General features: G+C 61.2%; 21 protein-coding genes. 17 read left to right on the top strand and 4 right to left on the bottom strand.

The genetic code is table 11. The features are described from left to right. The 3 genes from R4P70_RS20175 (at position 1) to R4P70_RS20165 (ending at position 1,726) form a co-directional block, all read left to right on the top strand. Positions 1–489 (top strand): nitroreductase family deazaflavin-dependent oxidoreductase, encoded by a 489-nt coding sequence (locus R4P70_RS20175; RefSeq protein ID WP_029254509.1) that lies wholly within the window; start codon positions 1–3, stop codon positions 487–489. 57 nt (positions 490–546) lie between these two features. After that, entirely contained in the window at positions 547–960 is a 414-nt protein-coding gene (locus R4P70_RS20170) for a hypothetical protein (RefSeq protein WP_021342917.1), read from the top strand. 94 nt (positions 961–1,054) lie between these two features. Further along, a complete protein-coding gene (locus R4P70_RS20165; protein WP_019746972.1) occupies positions 1,055–1,726 on the top strand; it encodes a GNAT family N-acetyltransferase in 672 nt (223 codons plus the stop codon). Positions 1,727–1,793: 67 nt separating this feature from the next. Here R4P70_RS20165 and R4P70_RS20160 read toward each other — a convergent pair whose 3' ends face one another. Next, on the bottom strand, positions 1,794–2,708 hold the full coding sequence (locus tag R4P70_RS20160) for an SDR family oxidoreductase (protein WP_020968488.1): 915 nt from the start codon (positions 2,706–2,708) through the stop codon (positions 1,794–1,796). A 102-nt stretch (positions 2,709–2,810) separates the two neighbouring features. Between R4P70_RS20160 and echA20 the strand changes: the two genes are divergently transcribed. Genes echA20 through R4P70_RS20140 form a run of 4 tightly spaced genes read left to right on the top strand, consistent with a single transcriptional unit; the run spans position 2,811 to position 6,313 of the window. Beyond that, positions 2,811–3,587, top strand: coding sequence for a (7aS)-7a-methyl-1,5-dioxo-2,3,5,6,7,7a-hexahydro-1H-indene-carboxyl-CoA hydrolase (echA20, locus tag R4P70_RS20155; RefSeq protein WP_003945611.1), 777 nt, complete (start codon positions 2,811–2,813; stop codon positions 3,585–3,587). Between the two features lie 7 nt (positions 3,588–3,594). Further along, complete coding sequence (gene ipdA, locus R4P70_RS20150; protein WP_195791483.1) at positions 3,595–4,503, top strand: cholesterol ring-cleaving hydrolase subunit IpdA; 909 nt, start codon at positions 3,595–3,597, stop codon at positions 4,501–4,503. After that, entirely contained in the window at positions 4,500–5,255 is a 756-nt protein-coding gene (locus tag R4P70_RS20145; RefSeq protein WP_019746968.1) for a CoA-transferase subunit beta, read from the top strand. Before ipdA ends, R4P70_RS20145 begins: the two co-directional genes overlap by 4 nt. After that, the gene (locus R4P70_RS20140; protein ID WP_003945751.1) at positions 5,252–6,313 is read left to right on the top strand and encodes an NAD(P)H-dependent flavin oxidoreductase; all 1,062 of its coding nucleotides are present in this window, start codon (positions 5,252–5,254) and stop codon (positions 6,311–6,313) included. Before R4P70_RS20145 ends, R4P70_RS20140 begins: the two co-directional genes overlap by 4 nt. A 77-nt stretch (positions 6,314–6,390) precedes the next feature. Here the strand turns inward: R4P70_RS20140 and R4P70_RS20135 are convergent, their stop codons facing one another. Next, positions 6,391–7,071 carry an IclR family transcriptional regulator gene (locus R4P70_RS20135; RefSeq protein WP_223257971.1) on the bottom strand — a complete coding sequence of 227 codons (681 nt, stop codon included), beginning with the start codon at positions 7,069–7,071 and terminating at the stop codon, positions 6,391–6,393. Positions 7,072–7,394: 323 nt separating this feature from the next. Between R4P70_RS20135 and R4P70_RS20130 the strand changes: the two genes are divergently transcribed. Beyond that, the gene (locus R4P70_RS20130; RefSeq protein WP_317831619.1) at positions 7,395–8,504 is read left to right on the top strand and encodes a Rieske 2Fe-2S domain-containing protein; all 1,110 of its coding nucleotides are present in this window, start codon (positions 7,395–7,397) and stop codon (positions 8,502–8,504) included. A 222-nt stretch (positions 8,505–8,726) separates the two neighbouring features. On the opposite strand, the gene R4P70_RS20125 is transcribed toward R4P70_RS20130, so the two are convergent. Continuing rightward, positions 8,727–9,962, bottom strand: a complete 1,236-nt coding sequence (locus tag R4P70_RS20125; RefSeq protein ID WP_317831369.1) for a winged helix-turn-helix domain-containing protein — start codon at positions 9,960–9,962, stop codon at positions 8,727–8,729. 68 nt (positions 9,963–10,030) lie between these two features. Further along, positions 10,031–11,305, bottom strand: a complete 1,275-nt coding sequence (locus tag R4P70_RS20120; protein ID WP_317831367.1) for a TetR/AcrR family transcriptional regulator — start codon at positions 11,303–11,305, stop codon at positions 10,031–10,033. 531 nt (positions 11,306–11,836) lie between these two features. Between R4P70_RS20120 and R4P70_RS20115 the strand changes: the two genes are divergently transcribed. From R4P70_RS20115 to R4P70_RS20075, 9 genes are read left to right on the top strand one after another with little or no spacing between them, the layout of a single operon-like run. Next, a complete protein-coding gene (locus R4P70_RS20115) occupies positions 11,837–12,646 on the top strand; it encodes an MlaE family ABC transporter permease (protein WP_019746964.1) in 810 nt (269 codons plus the stop codon). Beyond that, positions 12,646–13,503, top strand: coding sequence for an MlaE family ABC transporter permease (locus R4P70_RS20110; RefSeq protein ID WP_029254503.1), 858 nt, complete (start codon positions 12,646–12,648; stop codon positions 13,501–13,503). Before R4P70_RS20115 ends, R4P70_RS20110 begins: the two co-directional genes overlap by 1 nt. 33 nt (positions 13,504–13,536) lie before the next feature. Then, positions 13,537–14,730: an MCE family protein gene (locus R4P70_RS20105; protein ID WP_317831365.1), complete on the top strand. Its 1,194-nt coding sequence runs from the start codon at positions 13,537–13,539 to the stop codon at positions 14,728–14,730. Beyond that, positions 14,727–15,758 (top strand): MCE family protein, encoded by a 1,032-nt coding sequence (locus R4P70_RS20100; RefSeq protein ID WP_020968483.1) that lies wholly within the window; start codon positions 14,727–14,729, stop codon positions 15,756–15,758. The genes R4P70_RS20105 and R4P70_RS20100 overlap by 4 nt, the downstream gene beginning before the upstream one ends. After that, positions 15,758–16,813, top strand: coding sequence for an MCE family protein (locus R4P70_RS20095; RefSeq protein ID WP_042950848.1), 1,056 nt, complete (start codon positions 15,758–15,760; stop codon positions 16,811–16,813). Before R4P70_RS20100 ends, R4P70_RS20095 begins: the two co-directional genes overlap by 1 nt. Next, on the top strand, positions 16,810–17,907 hold the full coding sequence (locus R4P70_RS20090; RefSeq protein ID WP_317831364.1) for an MCE family protein: 1,098 nt from the start codon (positions 16,810–16,812) through the stop codon (positions 17,905–17,907). The genes R4P70_RS20095 and R4P70_RS20090 overlap by 4 nt, the downstream gene beginning before the upstream one ends. Then, a complete protein-coding gene (locus R4P70_RS20085) occupies positions 17,904–18,968 on the top strand; it encodes an MCE family protein (protein ID WP_070385842.1) in 1,065 nt (354 codons plus the stop codon). The genes R4P70_RS20090 and R4P70_RS20085 overlap by 4 nt, the downstream gene beginning before the upstream one ends. Then, complete coding sequence (locus R4P70_RS20080) at positions 18,965–20,185, top strand: MlaD family protein (protein WP_020968479.1); 1,221 nt, start codon at positions 18,965–18,967, stop codon at positions 20,183–20,185. Before R4P70_RS20085 ends, R4P70_RS20080 begins: the two co-directional genes overlap by 4 nt. Continuing rightward, on the top strand, positions 20,172–20,729 hold the full coding sequence (locus R4P70_RS20075) for a hypothetical protein (protein WP_019746957.1): 558 nt from the start codon (positions 20,172–20,174) through the stop codon (positions 20,727–20,729). Before R4P70_RS20080 ends, R4P70_RS20075 begins: the two co-directional genes overlap by 14 nt. The last annotated feature ends 4 nt before the right edge of the window (positions 20,730–20,733 follow it).

The raw sequence follows: 20,733 nt of genomic DNA, 5'->3' as shown, positions 1-20,733 counted from the left end.
ATGACTACTCCCCCAGCTAAACCCAAGGGACTCGACGCTCCGGCGACGGTCAAGATCATCAAGTGGATGTCGAAGGCAAACGTCGCCATGTATCGCGCCACCGACGGGCGGCTGGGTAGCAAGTGGCGGGTCGGCAGCGCGTTCCCACGCGGGCTGCCGATCTGCCTGCTCACCACCACCGGTCGCAAATCCGGCGAGGAGCGGATCAGTCCGTTGCTGTTCCTCGAGGACGGCGAGAACGTGATTCTGGTGGCGTCGCAAGGTGGTCTTCCGAAGAACCCGATGTGGTATCTCAACATCAAGGCGGACCCGGTGGTGACGGTGCAGATCAAGTCTCGGATCCGATCGATGAAAGCCCGCGTCTCCACCGAGGACGAGCGCGCTCGGCTGTGGCCGATGTTGACGGCGATGTATCCGGATTTCGACAACTATCAGGCCTGGACCGACCGGATCATTCCCGTCATCGTGTGCGAGCCGCTGAAGAAATAAACGGACTGTTTACAACAAAACGTTTACATCGGCCCGGGTTCGTGCCAGCCTGGGTTCATGACCGATGACCAGTTCAGACCGATCGATTCCGGCCGCGAACGCGCACATCGCGAGTACGCCGGACTCTTTCGGATCAGCGAGCGCCACGGCGCGACCCAAAGCCAGCGCGCGCGGCAATCTCATCCGGAGATGCTCGAGCCCTACGGCGCGGTGCGCGTCGTGGCTCGTCTTGCCGGCGGCACCGACACACCGCAGCCGAACGAACCCGAGGTCGACGACGCCGATGTCATGGCTGCGTTGACTCTGATTCCCAAGGCCCGAGCCGAAATGGAACAGCTGGAAGCGCTGTTCCTCGGAATTGCCCGCGAACGGGGCATGACCTGGCAAGATATTGCCTTCGGACTCGGGCTCGGCAGCACTCAAGCTGCCCGCCAGCGCTACGAACGGCTCGTTCGCCGCACCGGAGGCTGAACACGTGCCATAACGAGCGAGTTGGAGCACTATTGACTCGTACGGTCCGCACGGCGTTTCGACAGAGCCTCGAACACAGCAAGGAGTCGCATATATGACGACGCATATTCAAGATCAAATCCTGGACCGACGCGAGATCACCTCAGCCCTCGTGCGTGCGCTGGAGCGTCGCCACGAGGTGCTGGACGCAGTGGTCGACAGCAAGGACCACCAGGAGGCACTGACCACCGTCGCGGAACTCCTCGGCACGTCGGAAGCAAATGCCGAAGCAGTTCTGAGCCTCAAGTTCAGTGCACTCACCAAGGCTGCGCGCGATCGCATCCAGGGCGAGCTGGAGAATCTCGACGCCACTCTCGAATGGACGACGCTCGATCGTCCCGCGAGCAGCGGGCAGAACTTCACCCTGCGTCCGTTCAGCGACAGCGCAGAAGACAAGTCGCTGTTCACGATTCGTTCGGGCGAGCAGCTCGGCGAAGACGGCAAGCCGTGGAGCGAGGATCGGATCGAAGCTGAGCGCGTCGGTGGCCTCGGCCGGATCGACGACGAGACCGCTGCCTGGTTCGTCGCCGAGGACGTCTCCGGTGACGGCTCGAAGAGCGTCGGCCTGGTATTCGGCGAACTCGACGGCCAAGAGGTCAACGTGGCGATCTGGATCGCGCCGGAATCTCGCAAGAAGGGCTACGGCACAGCCTGCGTGAAGCATTCGCGGCGCGAGCTCGCCGCAGAGTTCCCCGGCACCGTGTTGGTGGTTCGGGCGCCTGCGTAGGCGGCACACCACCTGTGAGTGGTTAAGGAGTCCCTGCACTCCTTAACCACTCACAGGGCCGGAGGCCCTACGCCCCGTACACCGGCGTCGGAATCTCCGCCTTCTCCAACAGCGTTGCCACGACGGGCCCGATCTCCTTCGGGTCCCAACGGTCACCCTTGTCCTCGCTCGGGCCGTGACGCCAGCCCTCCGCGACGGTGATCTTTCCGCCCTCGACCTCGAACACCCGCCCCGTGACGTCCTTGGACTCGGCGCTACCGAGCCAGACGACCAGCGGCGAGATGTTCTCGGGCGCCATGGCATCGAAGCCCTCTTCGGGAGCTGCCATCGACTCGGCCATCGCCCCACCCGCGCCGACGGTCATGCGCGTGCGCGCAGCAGGCGCGATCGCGTTGACACTGACGCCGTAATTCTTGAGCTCGGCTGCGGCCTGGATGGTCATCTCGGCGATACCGGCCTTCGCGGCAGCGTAGTTACCCTGGCCGATCGAACCTTGCAGTCCTGCACCCGAACTGGTGTTGATGATGCGTGCGTCGACGGTCTTGCCCGCCTTGGACTCAGCGCGCCAGTAGGCAGCAGCGTGACGCAGCGGCGCGAAGTGCCCCTTGAGGTGCACGCGAATCACCGCGTCCCATTCGCCTTCGCTCATGCCGACCAGCATGCGGTCCCGCAGGAAGCCCGCGTTGTTCACGAGTACGTCCAGGCCACCGAAGGTGTCGATCGCGGTCTTGATCAGATTCTCGGCGCCCGCCCAGTCGGCCACGTCGTCTCCGTTGACCACTGCTTGGCCACCGGCGGCGATGATCTCCGCGACAACCTGCTCGGCCGGACTCTCACCGGTCTCGGAACCGTCGGCACCCGCACCGATGTCGTTGACGACGACCTTGGCGCCCTCGGCAGCAAACGCCAATGCATGCGCACGCCCGATCCCGCGACCAGCCCCGGTGATGATGACTACGCGTCCGTCGACCAATCCACTCATATTTGTCTCCTAATGCACTCTGCTCGGGCTTGTCGGCTCCGCTTGTGTGCTAACTTACCAAGCAATCGCTTGGTTTGGTACACAGACGTAAGGAATCCCGATATGGGCATCAGCACCTCCTCCGACGGAACCGGCATCACCACGGTCACCATCGACTACGCGCCGGTCAATGCAATCCCGTCCAAGGGATGGTTCGAGCTTGCCGACGCCATCCTCGACGCGGGCAAGGATCTCAACACTCACGTGGTGATCCTGCGAGCCGAGGGACGCGGATTCAACGCCGGCGTCGACATCAAGGAGATGCAGGCGACCGAGGGATTCGACGCGCTGGTCGCCGCCAACCGCGGTTGCGCCGCGGCCTTCGCAGCCGTCTACGACTGCGCTGTACCCGTCGTCGTGGCCGTCAACGGATTCTGTGTCGGCGGTGGCATCGGACTGGTCGGCAACGCGGACGTGATCGTCGCTTCCGACGACGCGATCTTCTCCCTCCCCGAGGTCGACCGCGGTGCACTCGGCGCTGCGACGCACCTCTCACGGCTGGTGCCGCAACACATGATGCGCACGCTCTACTACACCGCACAGAGCGTCGACGCCCACACACTCAAACAGTTCGGCAGCGTCTACGACGTGGTCCCGCGCGAGAAGCTCGACGAGTGCGCTCGCGAGATCGCCGCAAAGATCGCCGCGAAGGACACCCGCATCATCCGGTGCGCCAAGGAAGCCATCAACGGCATCGACCCGGTCGACGTCAAGGGCAGCTACCGCCTCGAGCAGGGCTACACCTTCGAACTCAACCTCCTCGGTGTGTCCGACGAACACCGCGACGAGTTCGTCGCCACCGGCAAGCCGCGCGAGAACGCAACCCAGAAGGAAGGCTGAGACAAACATGGCTAGCAAGCGTGACAAGACGAAGTCGCTCGACGAGGTAGTCGGCGAGCTCCGCAGCGGAATGACGATCGGCTTGGGCGGCTGGGGATCTCGCCGCAAGCCGATGGCCTTCGTGCGTGCGATTCTGCGTTCGGACATCAAGGACCTGACCGTGGTCACTTACGGCGGACCGGATCTCGGGCTGCTGTGCTCGGCCGGCAAGGTCAAGAAGGCGTACTACGGTTTCGTGTCCCTGGACTCCGCACCGTTCTACGATCCGTGGTTTGCCAAGGCGCGCACCGCCGGTGAGATCGAAGTCCGCGAGATGGACGAGGGAATGGTCAAGTGCGGCCTCGAAGCCGCTGCCGCTCGCCTCCCCTTCCTCCCGATCCGCGCAGGCCTCGGTTCGGACGTTCGCAACTTCTGGGGCGACGAACTCAAGACCGTCACCTCCCCGTACCCCGAGGCCGACGGCCGCTCCGAGACCTTGATCGCGATGCCTGCACTCAACCTCGATGCGTCGTTCGTTCACCTCAATCTCGGTGACAAGCACGGCAATGCCGCGTACAACGGTGTCGACCCGTACTTCGACGACCTGTACTGCATGGCCGCCGAAAAGCGTTACGTCTCCGTCGAACGCATTGTCGAGACCGAGGAACTGGTCAAATCCGTTCCACTGCAGAATCTTCTGATCAACCGCATGATGGTCGACGCCGTCGTCGAGGCCCCGAACGGTGCCCACTTCACGTTGGCCGGCGAAAGCTACGGCCGCGACGAGAAGTTCCAGCGTCACTACGCCGAGGCCGCCAAGACCCCCGAGTCGTGGCAGACGTTCGTCGACACCTTCCTCTCCGGCAGCGAAGAGGACTACCAAGCCGCAGTAAAGAAGTTTGCCGATTCATCAAAGGCAGGGGAGCAGGCAAAATGAGCGAATCCACCGTCACCCGCGCAGAGTACGTTGTTCTCGCGTGCGCTGAAATCTTCTCCGGTGCAGGCGAAATCATGGCCAGCCCGATGTCGACGTCGTCCACCATCGGCGCTCGCCTGGCTCGGCTCACCACCGAACCCGACCTGCTGATCACCGATGGTGAAGCCCTCATCCTCGAGGACACTCCGGCTGTCGGAACGAAGGGCCCCATCGAAGGATGGATGCCTTTCCGCAAGGTGTTCGACGTCGTCGCTTCGGGCCGTCGCCACGTAGTCATGGGCGCCAATCAGCTCGATCGCCACGGCAACCAGAACCTCTCCGCCTTCGGCCCGCTTCAGCAGCCGACGCGTCAGATGTTCGGTGTGCGCGGCGCCCCGGGCAACACCATCAACCACGCGACGAGCTACTTCGTCCCCAAGCACTCCAAGCGAGTGTTCGTCGACAAGGTCGACGTGGTGTGCGGTGTCGGCTACGACCAGATCGATCCCGAGAACCCGGCATACAAGTACCTGAACATCCCACGCGTTGTCACCAACCTCGGTGTCTTCGACTTCGGTGGACCGGGAAACACCTTCCGCGCGTTGAGCCTCCATCCCGGCGTCACCGCCGAAGAGGTAGCCGAGAACACCTCGTTCGAGGTAGCCGGACTCGCCGAGGCCGGTATCACCCGTGACCCCACCGCCGAAGAACTCCACCTCATTCGCGAGACCCTCGATCCGCGCAACCTCCGGGACCGTGAGGTCTCGGCATGACCCCCACTCTGAAGACAGCACTGACCGAACTGGTCGGTGTCGAGTACCCGATCGTGCAGACAGGCATGGGCTGGGTTTCCGGGCCCGCGCTGACGTCGGCGACGGCCAACGCGGGCGGTCTCGGCATCCTGGCTTCGGCCACGATGACCTACGACGAGCTCGAGCACGCGATCAAGAAGACGAAGCAGCTCACGGACAAGCCGTTCGGCGTCAACATGCGTGCCGACGCCACCGACGCGCCGCAGCGCGCGGACCTGCTGATCCGTGAGGGCGTCAAGGTCGCGTCGTTTGCCTTGGCTCCCAAGAAGGAACTGATCACCAAGCTCAAGGACCACGGCATCGTCGTCGTACCGTCGATCGGTGCCGCGAAGCATGCGGTCAAGGTTGCATCTTGGGGCGCGGACGCCGTCATCGTCCAGGGCGGCGAAGGTGGTGGTCACACCGGCGGTGTGGCAACGACATTGCTTCTCCCCTCGGTTCTCGACGCGGTCGATATTCCGGTCATCGCCGGTGGCGGATTCTTCGACGGCCGCGGGCTGGCCGCAGCGTTGGCGTACGGCGCTGCCGGTGTCGCCATGGGGACGCGTTTCTTGCTCACCAGTGACTCTTCGGTGCCGGACTCCGTCAAGCAGGAATACCTCAAGCGAGGACTGACGGATACGACGGTCTCGCGCAAGGTCGACGGCATGCCTCATCGTGTGCTCAACACCGACCTGGTCAACAGCCTCGAAGGTTCCAGCTATGCAACCGGTTTGATCGCTGCTGCCAAGAACGCCACCAAGTTCAAGGCAATGACAGGTATGAAGTGGTCGACGCTCGCCAAGGACGGCCTCGCGATGAAGCGCTCGGGTGACCGCACGCTGATGCAAATCATCATGGCGGCGAATACCCCGATGTTGCTCAAGGCCGGTCTGGTCGAGGGCAATACGGAAGCCGGTGTGCTTGCCTCGGGTCAGGTTGTCGGAATGATCAACGATCTGCCCAGCTGCAAGGAACTGATCGAGAACATCATGGAGGACGCGGCCAAGCGTATCGACGCGCTTGCGGCTCTTCGCTGACGCAGATTCATCCGAGTGCGTCTCCCCCACTGCGCTTTACGCGGAGTCGGAGGAGGCGCACTCTGCGCATTGCCGAGCTAACCGGTCTGCTGGTGACGACCACCCGGCACCTCGAAATACTGGGAGATTGCCACCGCGGCCATCTGTACCGGTGCAACGTGTCGATCGTCGATCTTGCCTCGAACGAGTGGGCCGCTGATCGACAGACCGACTTCCGCTTCGCCCAGCGCACCCACCCTCACACCGATGCAGCCGAGACCCGAAGTACACGTACCGAATACGACGCCGTACCGATGGTTGGCTATTGCGGAATGTTGCGCGACCGTCGAACGGCGGCCCGCTGCCAAGAGTGCCTTGCCGATTGCCGAGGATCGCGCCGGGATGCGAGAGCCAACGCCTGTCTGGAGGTCAGGTATCGCCTGGCTGCCGATCTTCTGAAGGTATCGCACGTTGCTTCCCTCGAGGACCCCGAGATGTACGGCCTGATTGGTGACGAGGTGCAGGTTGTACAACAACGGCACCACCACCCTCTCGAACTTGTTTCGATACAACGAGATTGCCCCAAGATCGCCGAGTTTGTCGCCGATTTCGTACTCGAGGCCTTCTCTGCGAAGCCAATCCATCCTCACTAGCTTCAGAAGCATCCTGTGCACGGACGATCGCGGAATCCCGGTTCGACGGGCCACCTCGCCCAGCGTCAACCGCGGCGTGTCACGAAAGCAATCCACCACCATCGCCAACCTGTCGAGGGTTGACATAGGGATGGGCTCTTCTGTGATCGGTCCGACCGACATGGCATCTCCGTTTCGGTGATCCGCCCGTCGAGAGGACAGCGCTGGGCGTGCTCTGCTGACTGCAAATCTGGGCCTTCACCGGACGAACCGCCAGGGCATTTCCCACCGTGCGGGAGACAAACCTGCCTGGCCACTCCACCTGCAGCTATACCGATCACCGGTTACCCCCGTTGAACCTGGACCAACTCCTCACCACAGTGGCCAACACAGATCACTGAACAAAGGACGACGTGTTGACCACAGACGTGACGACCACAACGGACCTCGGCGAAGTCGACGAGATCCGCATGATCGACGAGGGCGCTGCGCCCGAACGTTTTGCCCGCGGATGGCACTGCCTCGGACTTGCAACGGATTTCCACGACGGGAACCCACATCCGATCGAGGCCTTCGGCACCAAGCTTGTCGTATTTGCCGACAGCCAGGGCGAATTGAAGGTCCTCGATGCCTACTGCCGTCACATGGGCGGCGACCTCAGTCAGGGCACGGTCAAGGGCGATTCAGTCGCCTGCCCCTTCCACGACTGGCGTTGGGGCGGCAACGGCAAATGCACCGCGATCCCCTATGCACGCCGCGTTCCACCGCTTGCCAAAACTCGCGCCTGGACCACCCTCGAACAAGACGGACTGCTCTTCGTCTGGCATGACCCCGAAGGCAATCCGCCTCCGGCCGAAGTCGCCATACCGATAATCAAAACTCCGGACCACGAATGGACCGATTGGGTATGGAAGTCAATCGTCATCGACACCAACTGTCGAGAAATCGTCGACAACGTCGTGGACATGGCGCACTTCTTCTACGTGCACTTTTCGTTTCCCACTTACTTCAAGAACGTCTTCGAGGGGCATGTCGCCATCCAGGAGCAGAGCGGTATCAACCGCGACGACATCGTGACCTGGACGGATCCCGACGTGCCGAAGTTGGTCTCGAACTTCTCGGTGGCCGCCTATCACGGACCGTCGTTCATGATCGATGATCTGGTGTACCAGTACGAAACATTCAAGGTGGATTCGGTTTTGATCAACTGCCACTATCCGGTCAGCCCGAACAAGTTTGTCCTGATGTACGGCATCACCGTCAAGAAGACCGAGGAACTTCCCGCCGGGATAGCGGACCAAACTGTTGACGCGATGATCGGTTACATCGGCGTCGGATTCGAGCAGGACATCGAGATCTGGAAGAACAAGACCCGCATCGACAACCCACTACTCTGCACCGAGGACGGTCCGGTCTACCAACTGAGGCGGTGGTACGAACAGTTCTACGTCGACGTCGCCGACGTCACGCCCGAGATGATCGATCGCTTCGAATTCGAGATGGACACAAGCAAACCCATCGAGGTGTGGAAACAGGAGGTTGCAGACAACCTCGCACGCCGTGCAGGAGCAGCGCGGTGACCATGGAACCAGTGGACTGCGAGAGGTGTGGAACATATGTCCTCGTCGAGAAGAACAGCTGGCAACATACCTCGACTCAATGGCGATCGGATCCGCACAACGTGTGTTCGGAGTATCGCGAAGACAAGGCGTCGCCGAAAATTCGCACCGGAACTTGTTCGGCATTAAGAGATTCCATCAACCGAGCTGCAGTAGACGGGAGACTCACCGTTCCAGATTGACCTAGCGCGCGCCCACCGCATCCACCTCGTCGCCGGCCATCACAGCGGCCAGCTCTGATGCCAATGTTCCATTGTTCTCCACGACTACGGTGTCGCAGCCTTGCCACATTGCGGTTCTACGAAGGAGCTCAGCCAGACGCGGTGCAGTGTCGGCATCGGCGGTGGGCTCGGCCCAAGCAGCGCGCACGAGTAGCCGACGGTTCTGTCGGTCGTTCTTGAGATCGACTCGCGCGCAGATATTGTCGTCGATCAACACGGGGAGCACATAGTAGCCGTGAACCCGCTTATGTGCGGGAGTATAGATCTCGATCCGGTAGTGAAAGTCGAAGAGCCGCAACGCTCGATCGCGCGCCCACACTACCGGATCGAAGGGCGACAACAGAGCCTCGGTTCGGATCGACCTTGGACGCTTTGCCTGTGGATCAATCCATACCTCGCGAGGCTTGCCACGACGCTCCCAGCCCTCGACGGAAATACTGCGCACATTGCCGGCGTCTTCGAGCTCACGCAAGGCAATTCGTGCCTCAGCGCTCGGCAGCCGAAAGTAGTCGGCGATATCGTCGAGCGTACCGAGTCCGTGGGCCTTCACACCGCGCAGCACCAGCTCACGGATCGCGTCCGATCGATCGATCCTCGCATCGAGGATCTCGGGCGCGAGCATGTGTTCGGCAAGGCCGTATCGACGTTCGAATCCTGCGCGACCCGCCGATACCACTTCGCCCCAACGGAACAGAGTCTCCAGCCCGACTTTCACGTCCGACCACCCCCACCACGGGCCGCGGCGTGTATTCGCTTCATGCTCGACTTCGCTCGCCGCCATCGGACCGTTTTCACGCAGTTCGTTGCGCAACCAGTCGAGGAAGTGGCGCCGATCAGACGCCCATCCGTTCTTGTCGCTCAACGCTTTGTCACGAAACTGGTCCATGCGCCAACGAAAGAGCGGCCACATGTCCACCGGCAGGAACGTCGCTTCGTGTCCCCAGTATTCGAGGTACCCCGACTCCGGGGAGAAGGTCAGCTGATCAAGCCTGGACTTGTCGTACGCGCCCAGTCGCGCATAAACGGGCAGGTAGTGACTGCGTTCGAAAACGTTGACCGAGTCGATCTGCAAGACCTGCAGCCGGTCCATCACGCTGACCAGATTGCGCCGCGTCACCGTTGCCGGGTGTGATTTGCCGAACCCTTGAGCGGCGAGCGCTATTCGGCGGGCAGCTGCCAGAGACACGACTTCGCTCATAGCCGACCACACTACGCACGCCGTCCGACAAGTTTCAGGGCGGCGAGAAGTTCAGGGCGGCGAGAAGTTCAGGGCGGCGGAGCCGGGCGGCCGAAGAGAACTGCTGACATGAACGTCTGAAGTGTGGAGGCGTTTTCTGCTGCAACATCGAACTTCATCAGGCGTCCGATGTCGGGAACCAGGTTCAAAGCAGCGTGAACCAGGAACTTCGCCTCTATCGCCGAAAGGTCCGGACGAATTTCGCGAAGTATCCGCGCCCACTCGACCACGTACAGCTTCTGCCGATTCTTCAGATCGCTTCGATGTCCCGGCAGAAGGTTGTTCATCTCGGAAAAATAGACCGACATCAATTCATGTTGTGCAAACGACAACTCCACGTACATCGCCGACAGTGCGCGCAGCGCTTCCTCCGGCGACGTCGCAGACTCGAATACTGCTGCCGTCGCAAGGTCCAGACGGTCTGCCGCTCGATAGAACACCGCCCCGAGAAGTTCCGCTTTGCTCGGAAAGTAGCGGTACATCCCGGAAGCGTTCAAACCCGCAGCCGCTGCGATCTCTTCGATACTGACGTCGTGGTAACCGCGAGAATCGAAGAGCCGCACGGCTTCCTGCAGCAGACGTTCACGCTTGTTCGTCGTCACCGGTCGCGTCGACACAGTTTGCTCCGACCGCCGCGATGTAATTGCACTCCCACCGTGTTCGATCGACAGACAAGCGTCGAGAAGAACTTGCTCCATCCGACGTTGGGGCAGTATCAGATTGTGAGCGGTGATGCTGCCGATCACGCTGAACATCGCTGAGGTGAGGATGGTTTCGGCACGAGTACTCGCCGGCGGTTCGGAGCGTGAAAGATGCAGTGCAACTCGGCGATTGACAGCAGCTGCCTGAGCTCGGACCGATTTCCGATCGGCAGCGTCGAGAAACCGACTCTCCCACCGGTAGATCCCGGCTGTGCGCCGATTACGCACCGTCGTTCGGATCACAGCGAGCAAATCCTCGCGTAGGCACTCCCGGTCAGTTGCATCGGCGGCGACGGAGACCGCATCGAGTGCACTCTCGAGCGCGTCGGTCAATTCCAGTGCCGCGTGGCGGAACATCGCATACTTGTTCGGAAAATGCCGATAGAGTGCCGAACCCGAAATACCGACGGACGACGCAATATCCTCGACGCCTACGGCAGGATATCCCCGTTCGCTGAACGCAATTGCAGCCGCAGCGGCGATCTTCGCCTTGCGGTCCTTCGGACGTCGCTTGACCGACTCCGATCCCGCCGCTCGAAGGATTACACGCGAGGTCTGTTCGTCAACTGTCTGCGCATCGACAGACTGCTGTCTCGGGCTCACTCGCGCACCCCCTCTCTCAGCCCCACCAGACACCAAACCGATCCTTTTGCGAATGAGCATAATCATAATCGCTGCGCGCCATCGGAAACTTTCGAGATTCCACTGTATCCACGTTCTATATACGCTGCTAGCTGCCCTAACTTTAGGTTGCCATCAACTGCATCGCCCCGATCATCGATGCTGAAGCTCGAGAGAATTCTCGTTAACAAAGCCTTGCCCTGTGGTCGAAACCAGGGGTAGGGTCACCGCTCGAAGCGGCCCCTCCCTCCCCGATCGGGACATCGGACGACGGCTTCCGGAATTTCGATGAACTTAAGCCGAGGACACCACCCGACAGAACTCATATTGCCACGTCAACGCGCTGACCGTCGCAGTTACACCGAAAACTCACCCGAGAATTTTCGTTCACATAATGCTTGCCACGTCACATATATGTGTGAGATGCTTCACAAGCAGTTCGCTCGACCGCCAGCGTCCGAACAGTTCGACTTTCGTGCTGAACCATGTTGATCTGCAAAGGAATTCAATTAGATGACGTACGAGCTACCAGCCCCGAAAGGCCCGGTACGAGACGTAGCGTTGCAGGGGGGCTATCTGATCGGATTCTCGGTGCAGGCACTGTTCGGCCTGTTCACGGCAATCCTCCGCAGGCGACTCTCGTTGCACGAGACGGTCACTCAGACGCTCTTCATCGGTCGCGTCAGCACTGGTCCGTCGCTGCTCCTCATGATTCCGATCGGTGTCTTCATCGCGGTGTCGGTCGGCGAACTGGCCGGCCGCATCGGTGCCGGTGGCTACTCGGGCGCCGTCGTGGCATTCATCATCGTCGGACAGGCCGCAGCACTGGTGTGCGCGTTGATGATGGCCGGTGTTGCCGGGTCGGCGATCTGCACCGATCTTGGTTCGCGAAAGATTCGCGAAGAGATCGATGCCATGGAAGTGATGGGCATCGATGTGATCGAACGCCTGGTAGCTCCGAGATTGGTTGCGGCAGTGATTGTCTCCCTCGCACTGTGCTCGATGGTGACCTTCGGCGGAGTGATCGCGTGCTATCTGTACCACATCTACGTGCAGCATCTTCCGGCCGGAACGTTCATGGCAACGTTCAGCCAATACGGTCGATCGTCCGACTTCGTCATGGCTTTGGTGAAAGCCGCGATCTTCGGCCTCGCTTCGACTTTGGTGGCCACTTTCAAAGGTCTCCATGCAAAAGGCGGCCCCCGCGGCGTTGCCGACGCAGTCAACGAGGCCGTCGTCATTGCGTTCGCGCTCGTCTTCATCGTGAACACAGTGTTGTCCGCGTTGTACACCGTAATCGTCCCGGCAGTCGGTGAATTCTGATGTCGCTCGTCGATCTCCGTGTTCGAGCCCGTCAAGCGAGCAGACCCCTGCGAACCGCAGGTGACGGCCTCGTCTCCCTCGGTCAGCACGTCACTTTCTACGTCCGCACCATCGCATCGATCCCTTTTGCGCTCACCAAGTACCGCAAGCACGTACTCGGTCAGATCAGCGAGGTCAGCTTCGGCACGAGCTCCTTGCTGTCCGGCGGCGGCACCATCGGGATCGTCTTCGCGATGTCGCTCGCCGCGGCAATGATGTTGGGCGTCGAGACTCACCGGGGCCTCGAACTCGTCGGGATGACCTCGCTCTCGGGCATGCTGTCTGCGGTCGCGAACACCCGTGAGCTTGCCCCTGTTGTCGTCGCTATCGCGTTGGCTGCCAAGGTCGGAACGGGTTTCACTGCCCAGATCGGGGCTATGCGCATCTCGGACGAGATCGACGCCCTCGACTCGATGGCGATCAGATCCATCCCCTTCCTCGCGGGTACGCGGGTGATCGCTGCCATGATCTGCGTCATCCCGATCTACATGATCGGGCTGCTCGCCAGTTACCTGTCGACCCGACTGGTCGTCGTGTTCTTCAACGGTGCATCGGCAGGTACTTACGACTACTTCTTCCATCTGGCGATCTCGCCGCAGGATCTCCTGTACTCGGGCCTCAAGGCCGTGGTGTTCGCCGCTGTTGTCGCGCTGGTTCACTGCGCGTACGGCTACTATGCCTCCGGTGGTCCGGCCGGCGTCGGGCAGGCTGCCGGGCGCGCGCTTCGGACTGCGATCCTCGCGATCGGAATCCTCGACGTACTGATGACTTTCGCGCTGTGGGGCCTCGTGCCCCAGATCCCGGGAATGGGGGTCTGAGCCGTGGACAGACTCACTACACACACAAAGATCGTGTACGCCCTTCGCGGCGCGATCGCCATAGTGGTAGCCGTCGCCGCCGCTGTGACAATGGTTTTACGCGGTTCTGGAAACCTCGAGCAGAGCACCGACATCTTCGTCGCTGTTCCAGCCACAGCCGGTCTCATCAGCGGTGAAGCTCCGGTGCGGTACCACGGCGTCAACGTCGGCCGAATCGGCGAAATCGAATCAGGCACGGCCGAATCCGTTGTGCAGTTGCAGATTCAGACCGATGACGCGTCGAAGATTCCCGCCGACGTGGTGGCCCGCGTCGTTCCGCGAACGTTCTTCGGCGACATCTACATGCAGCTCGTGGACAGTCCGAATGAGCAGGGCCAGACGACTCTGTCGGACGGAGACGAGATCCACATGGACGACGGTCCCGAAGCCGTTGCGCTCTACGACGTGTACACCAAGTTGGTGGGCGTCCTCACCGCCATGCAGCCCGAGAAGCTGCAGACAGCCCTGACTGCGCTGGGCCAGGCACTCGACGGAAACGGAGCCGAGATCGGTACCACGATAGACAATCTCAGTGCCGCGTCCGGCGTACTGACACCCGCCGCACACCAATTCCTCGAATCGACACCCGAATTCAAGTCGGTCGTCGACGCGTTGGACCGCGCGACCCCCGACATTCTCGATACCTTGGCAGCCGCCACAACCGTCTCGAACAACATGGTCGCCAACAGAGCGAATCTCGAGTCCTCGATCGGCGCGGCCGCAGTCTTCGCCGCTACCGTCGACGATTTTGTCGTGGAGAACAACCGAAACATCATCACTGTGATCGATTCCGCCGGAAAGATACTCGCAACCACCGCGGCCAATCCCGGAGGACTGCGTTCCACCCTCGCCAATGCCAGTACGTTCGGCGCCGCGGGCGCGCGGGTCTTCGCCACCGGTAAGTTCGACATCACAGCAGTTGCCACGTTCGCCGAACCGCTCCCATACACGGGCGATGATTGCCCGCAGTACGGGGACTCGCGCGGCGCGCAGTGTTCAGGCTCCAACCTGACGCCTGCACAACCCGTCAGTGCCCCGGTCGTGGGCGGCGAAGCCGAAGCGGCCACGCTGCGCTACCTCGAAGATCAGCTACTGGGCGGATCGCCGGAACGCTCGGACACCCCAAATACGGCAACAACACTGATGTTGGGGCCGATGGTCAGAGGCAATGAGGTGACCGTCCCGTGAAGGTCCGTCCTGGCCAGGTAATTCGGTTGTCACTCTTCTGTCTCACCGGCGTCGCTTGTGCGTCGTTCGTGGCGAACACGTTGTCGGTCCCGGTTCGCGGAAGCACCGATTCGTATTCGTTCGAGTTCACCGATGTCGAAGGCCTCAACCCGGGTAACCCGGTCACGATGTCCGGTGTGCGTATCGGCCGCGTGGACTCGGTTGCGTTTGCCGACAACGGCGGCGGCACGAGCAAGGCGATCGTCGACGTCGAAATCGAGTCGCAATATTCCCTCGAGTCGGATGTCCGTGCCGCCGTGCGCTACGGCGACATGCTCGGTGCTCGATATCTGGCACTGACGCAGGACGACAGCGCGACAACGGTATCCGCACGACAGCTCGAACCAGGTGACACGATACCGCTGGCGCAGACAACACCGCCGATCAACTTGACGGCACTGATGAACGGGTTCAAACCGTTGTTCGCCGCGCTGCAGCCCGAGCAGGTGAACACGCTCACGCGAAGTTTTGTCGAAACCTTCAACGGCCAGGGCCAGGCGATGACCACCCTCCTCGACCAGATCGCGACCATGAGCTCCGGCCTTGTCGACCGTCAGGACGTCTTCGCACAACTACTCACGAACATGAACACTCTTCTCACCTCCGTCGACGAACGTCAACCCGAATTGGTCGGTCTGCTGGACGGTTTGAACGATCTGAGTACTTCCGTCGTCGGGCAGAACGATCAACTGGTCTCGCTCTTGGATCAGGGAAACCGAACTGTCTCGTCGTTGGCTCAGATCATGGCCGGGTCGAACGGCGCATTCGGTCAGACCGTGCAACAACTCGAAAGTGTCACCGGGAGTTGGATTGCGAGCACCGACGAGTTCAACAGACTTCTCGCCAACCTTCCCCAGTTCGCCGACGCCGCCAACCGGATCGGAAGTTACGGAAGTTTCATCAGCCTGTATCTGTGCAATTTCACTCTGAAGGCAGGCGACATGGAAGCCAACATCTTCGGTCCGACACATTCGCCGGTGTGCTCATGATGTTCCTGGTCAAGCTGATCGACGTGTTCGTCGGCATCATGCTCTTCCTGTTCAAAGGGGATCGCCGTCGCAGCGGTAGCGGCACCGCTCTCGCCCTGGGTAGTCTCGGAATCTTCGTTCTGGTGGTGGGACTCGGCGCCGCCTTGGGCATTCCGAAGCTCTGGTACAACGTACGCACGTCGGCATACACAGCGGAGTTGGCCAATGCCAGCGGGCTTTCCGACACCGATCCGGTTTACGTGGCCGGGGTTCCCGCGGGCCGAGTGGATTCGATCGACCTTGCCGGCGACCACGTCGTCGTCAACTTCCGCTTGGACAAGGACCAGCCTTTGGGAAACCAGAGCACGGCGACTGTCAGGCTCAAGACGGTCCTTGGCAAGCGCTACCTGGAGATCGTGCCGGCCGGAGTGGTCGACGAGTCCGATGCACGGGTCATCCCGCTCTCCCGCACAACCGTGCCGTACAGCCTCGACGACGTCAGCAGTGATGCCACCACTGCGGCCACCGGCGTCGACCTACAGGCGATGGAGTCCATGATGAACACCCTTTCGCAGGTGATTCCAACTGATTCCGATCAGGTGGGCCGGGCTCTGGCCGGAATCAGCGGCGCCTCGGCGGCTTTCGCGCAGAACAGTGAACAGATCGACCAGATTCTCATCATGTCCCGCGAGCTGTCGGACATGGCTGCGGCACAAACCGATTCGATAGTCGGTACTGCGGCCAATGCTCAGACGATCGTTCGTACTCTTGCGATGCGCAAGGACGCACTGACTCAGCTGGTCGACAACCTGACAATCATCATCTCGAAGCTCTCCACCACTTTCGTCGATCGTCAGGACGAGTTCGGAGCCATGACCGACAACCTCGTCGAGGTCACCACCACGCTGAAGAACAATGCAGATCAGATCGACCTGCTGTTGACTCGTCTTCCTTCCGCGCTGCGTTCGGTCACCGATTCCACCGGCACCGGCAATTGGACCGACGTCAACGCGCCGGCCGCCGTGATCCCGGACAATCTGCTCTGCGCGCTCGGCATCATGGAGGGCTGCAAGTGAATACACGAAAAGCCGTCACGGCCATGCTGGTCGTGACCCTGGCGATTGCACTCCCCGGTTGGTACATCTTCGGACGAACGGATCAGTCCAAGACCGTCTACGCCGATTTCAGCTACGTCGGCGGAATCTACGAGGGAAGCAAGGTCACCGTCCTCGGAGTCGGCGTCGGGACGGTCACGTCGGTGGAACCTCGCGGAACTTCTGTTCGAGTGGCGATGTCGATGCCCAACTCCGTGGACCTGCCCGCCGACGCCTCGGCCTATGTCCTCAATCCATCGGTGATCAGCGATCGCCACATCGAACTCGGCCCGGCTTACACCGGCGGAGAGACGCTGAAAGACGGCGACCAGATTCCGATCGAACGTGCCCACTCCCCCATAGATTTCGACGGCTTGATGGGAAGCGTCAGCACTTTGGCCGACGCATTTGCCGGGGATGGGGGCAATCTCGGCGATCTCGTGAGCCGCGGCGCTGCCGGATGGCAGGGCCAGGGTGATCAATTCAACACCGCAATTCGCAACCTCAGCACGGCAACCGGAGTTGTCGGCGCTCGGTCGGAAGACATCGGTGCCCTTGTCGACAATCTCAACACCTTGATGAATGCTCTGGACGCACGGCAGGTCAGCCTCGACGAACTTGTCGGTGACCTCGGCACATTGGGCGATCAGTGGGCGAACCAGAACATGGACATCTCACAGCCTCTGCAGGATCTGCAGGTGGTCTTCGACCAGTTGAACAGTTTCATGACAACTCACGGCGATGATGTCGGTGCCATAGCCGACAACGTGCGAGTTCTCGGTGACACTCTGGCTGCCAAAGAACCCCGCCTCGCCGAGTTCATGGACCTGGTGCCGTTGATGATGCAGAACCTCTCCCAGACAATCGGTCCTGATCAGCGCGGGCGCATTCGGCTCAACGTCTCGACTGCATTGACTCAGTTCGCGGTTGCGAAACCGCTGTGCGACACCTACAAGTTGCCGATCTGTACCGGAGCCGGGTTCACGAATCCGATTTCCTTCCCCCTCAGCACTTCTGATCCGCTCGGAATCGCCTCCGCGATTTCCGGCGGAGCCGTCCCCGGAGGTGGCAATTGACGCGGCAATCGGTTCGAATAGTCGCCGGTCTCGTGATCATCGGCGTGGGTTCTGTGGCCGTGTTCGCCTTCGGCGGCTGTAGCGCAGGCATTCAAGACCTACCCCTGGGTCGTTCGGCCGACGGTGATGCGTACAACGTGGCGCTGCAGCTGGCCGGCGCCGACGGCCTGGTGTTGGGGGCAGACGTCCGCAGCGGCCAGAAAGTCATCGGTCGAGTATCCGCGCTGTCCGCCGACGTCGTCGGAGCCGATGTGACGCTGAGTCTGGACGCCGCGACGCCGTTGCCGAACAACGTCGAAGCATCCGTCGAACTCCCGTCCGCACTGGGCAACCCGTTCATCAGACTATTGGTGCCGGAGGTTCCGTCCGGCTCGATGCTCAGCGACGGCGACACAATTCCGGAGTCTCGCACCGAGATCGGTCCGCAAGTCGAAAGTGCGCTTGCCACGCTCGGTACGGTTCTGACCGGAAGCGGCATCGATCAACTCGATACCGTGGTGCGCGAGCTGAACACCGCGTTTTCCGGGCGCTCCGGTGAAGTTCGTTCTCTGACCGACACCCTGACCTCGCTCATGGCAGAGGCAAGCAGTCACCGCAGCGAGTTCGACGAGGCCGTCGACCTCGCTGCCCGGGTCTCCTCCCAACTGGCCGGCCAACGCGTAGTTGTCGACAACTACCTCGATTCCGTTCCACAGGTGGTGTCGATTCTCGTGGGACAGAAGGATCAGATTGCAAGCCTGTTGAACTCGACCGTTCAGCTCGCCACCAACGCAAACACCATCCTCGACTCGTCACCCGACGGCCTCGACGCGATGCTGCACGATGCGTCGACCGTTGTCGGGACTCTGGATTCGTTCAACTCGGAGATCGGTCAGACACTGGCGAATATGAACGGACTGCTCGAGAACTTCACCAGTGCAGTCCAAGGTGACTACCTCGTTTTCGACGGCGCCCTGGATATTCCGGGAACGATCGACAAGCTCTGGAGCGGCGGGATGGCCGGTCAATCGATCGCACCGGCGGGAACTCTCACCGATCTACTTCAGGGAGGTCTGCGTTGAGTCGCCTTGCGCTTGTTCAACTTGTCCTGTTCGCTCTGATCGCTGCTGTGGTAATCCCTTTCGGAATCGTCTACGTGGTCGGCCCTCAGGGTTTCGGTGGCCAAATCCGGCTGCACGCCAACATGTCCGACGCCTTCGGGCTGACCAAGGGCACGGTCGTCACGTATCGCGGCGTACAGGTGGGGAAAGTGAGTGAAGTCGAACTCGACGCAGGCACCCGCTCGGCTCGGGTGGAACTCTCACTCAACGACAACACCGAGATACCTACCGACAGCGTCGCCAAGGTGACGATGGGGACCGCAGCCGGAATTCAGAATGTCGACATCTATCCCAACACAGACCACGGCCCGTATCTTCGGGACGGCGACGAAATCGCCATGCCCGCGGATCAGCAACCGGTCCAGATGAGCCAGTTGATGCTTCAGGCGTCCGGTGTCCTGGAAGGGATTGATCCGCAAGCGATCAGCGACATCGGGACCGAACTGGGAAATTCGTTCAACGGGCTCGGCCCGAGCTTGGCGACGATGATCGACAACGGTGGGACCATGTCCGCGCAGTTGAACGACCAGTCGGCCGAACTCGCCGCGCTGCTGTCGCGAACCTCCACGTTGGTGGACTCCATGGCGACACAATCGGATTCGTTCGTCCGAGGAATGGCAGCTGCCAAGAACTTCACCGAACAACTCGAATCCAACGCTCCGGTACTGATCTACCTCACCGATCATTCGCCCGCCGCCCTGAACAGCGCTCAACAGTTGTTCGACAAGTACCACAACACTTTCGGAGCGGTCCTGGCCAATCTCGTCACTGTCGCACCGATCATCTCCGACCGCACAGACGCCCTCGAAACCGGACTTGTCACGATTCCTGAAGGTCTCGCCAAACTGGCATCCATCGTCAAAGGCGATCGCGCCGACTTTGCATTGGTTGCCACACAGGGGCCGGTCTGTAACTACGACACCCCTCGGCGTGAGGTCGGCGATCTGTCTCCCACCAGTCCAAGTCTGGCGATGTACTGTCCCCCCGCCGACGACCTCGTCCAACGCGGAGCACAGAATGCTCCCCGCCCGAACGACCTCGGATTGCAGAACTCGACGGTCCCCGGTACGCCGATCGGACCGCCCGTCGTCGCAGATCCGATTCTCGTCCCGACCGGAGTCGAAGCCCTGAACTACTGGAGATTGATGTTGGAAGGACTGGGAAATGGCACACGGTGACAACGCACTACTCGACGAGGCTGAAGCCGAGGTGGCCGAACATCCGACTTCTCCGTCGCTACTTCGCCGCCTCAAGGAGCCACGCAACGCACTGATCTCACTCATAGCGGTAGCGCTGGTCGCAGCATTGGTGGTGCTCGGATTCCAGATGTACTCGGCGAATCAGGAAGACACGCTGCGGCAGGAGGCTTTGGACACCGCGCGGGATTACTCGACCATCATGTCCTCCTTCGACTATCAGAACCTCGATGCCAACAAAGACAGCATCGCCTCGATGTCGACCGACGAGTTTGCCGGCACCTACCGAACGATGGTCGATTCACTGCGCGAAGTCGTCGCCGGGGGGCAAGGCCAGGCGAGCGCAACGGCGACAGACGTCGGCATCGAATCGCTGGACAATTCGTCGGCCAAGGTGCTCGTGTTCGTCGACCAACAAGCGAAGAATGTCGCAGCGCCAGAGGGAAACACACAGAAGTACCGCATGGTCGTGTCCCTGGTCCGCTCGGACGACCGGTGGCTCGTGAGCAACGTCGAGACCAAGTAACTCA

It is taken from the genome of Rhodococcus sp. IEGM 1241 (assembly GCF_033142365.1).
GTDB classification, from domain to species: domain Bacteria; phylum Actinomycetota; class Actinomycetes; order Mycobacteriales; family Mycobacteriaceae; genus Rhodococcus_F; species Rhodococcus_F erythropolis.
This window is presented reverse-complemented; position numbering and strand designations above follow the sequence as displayed.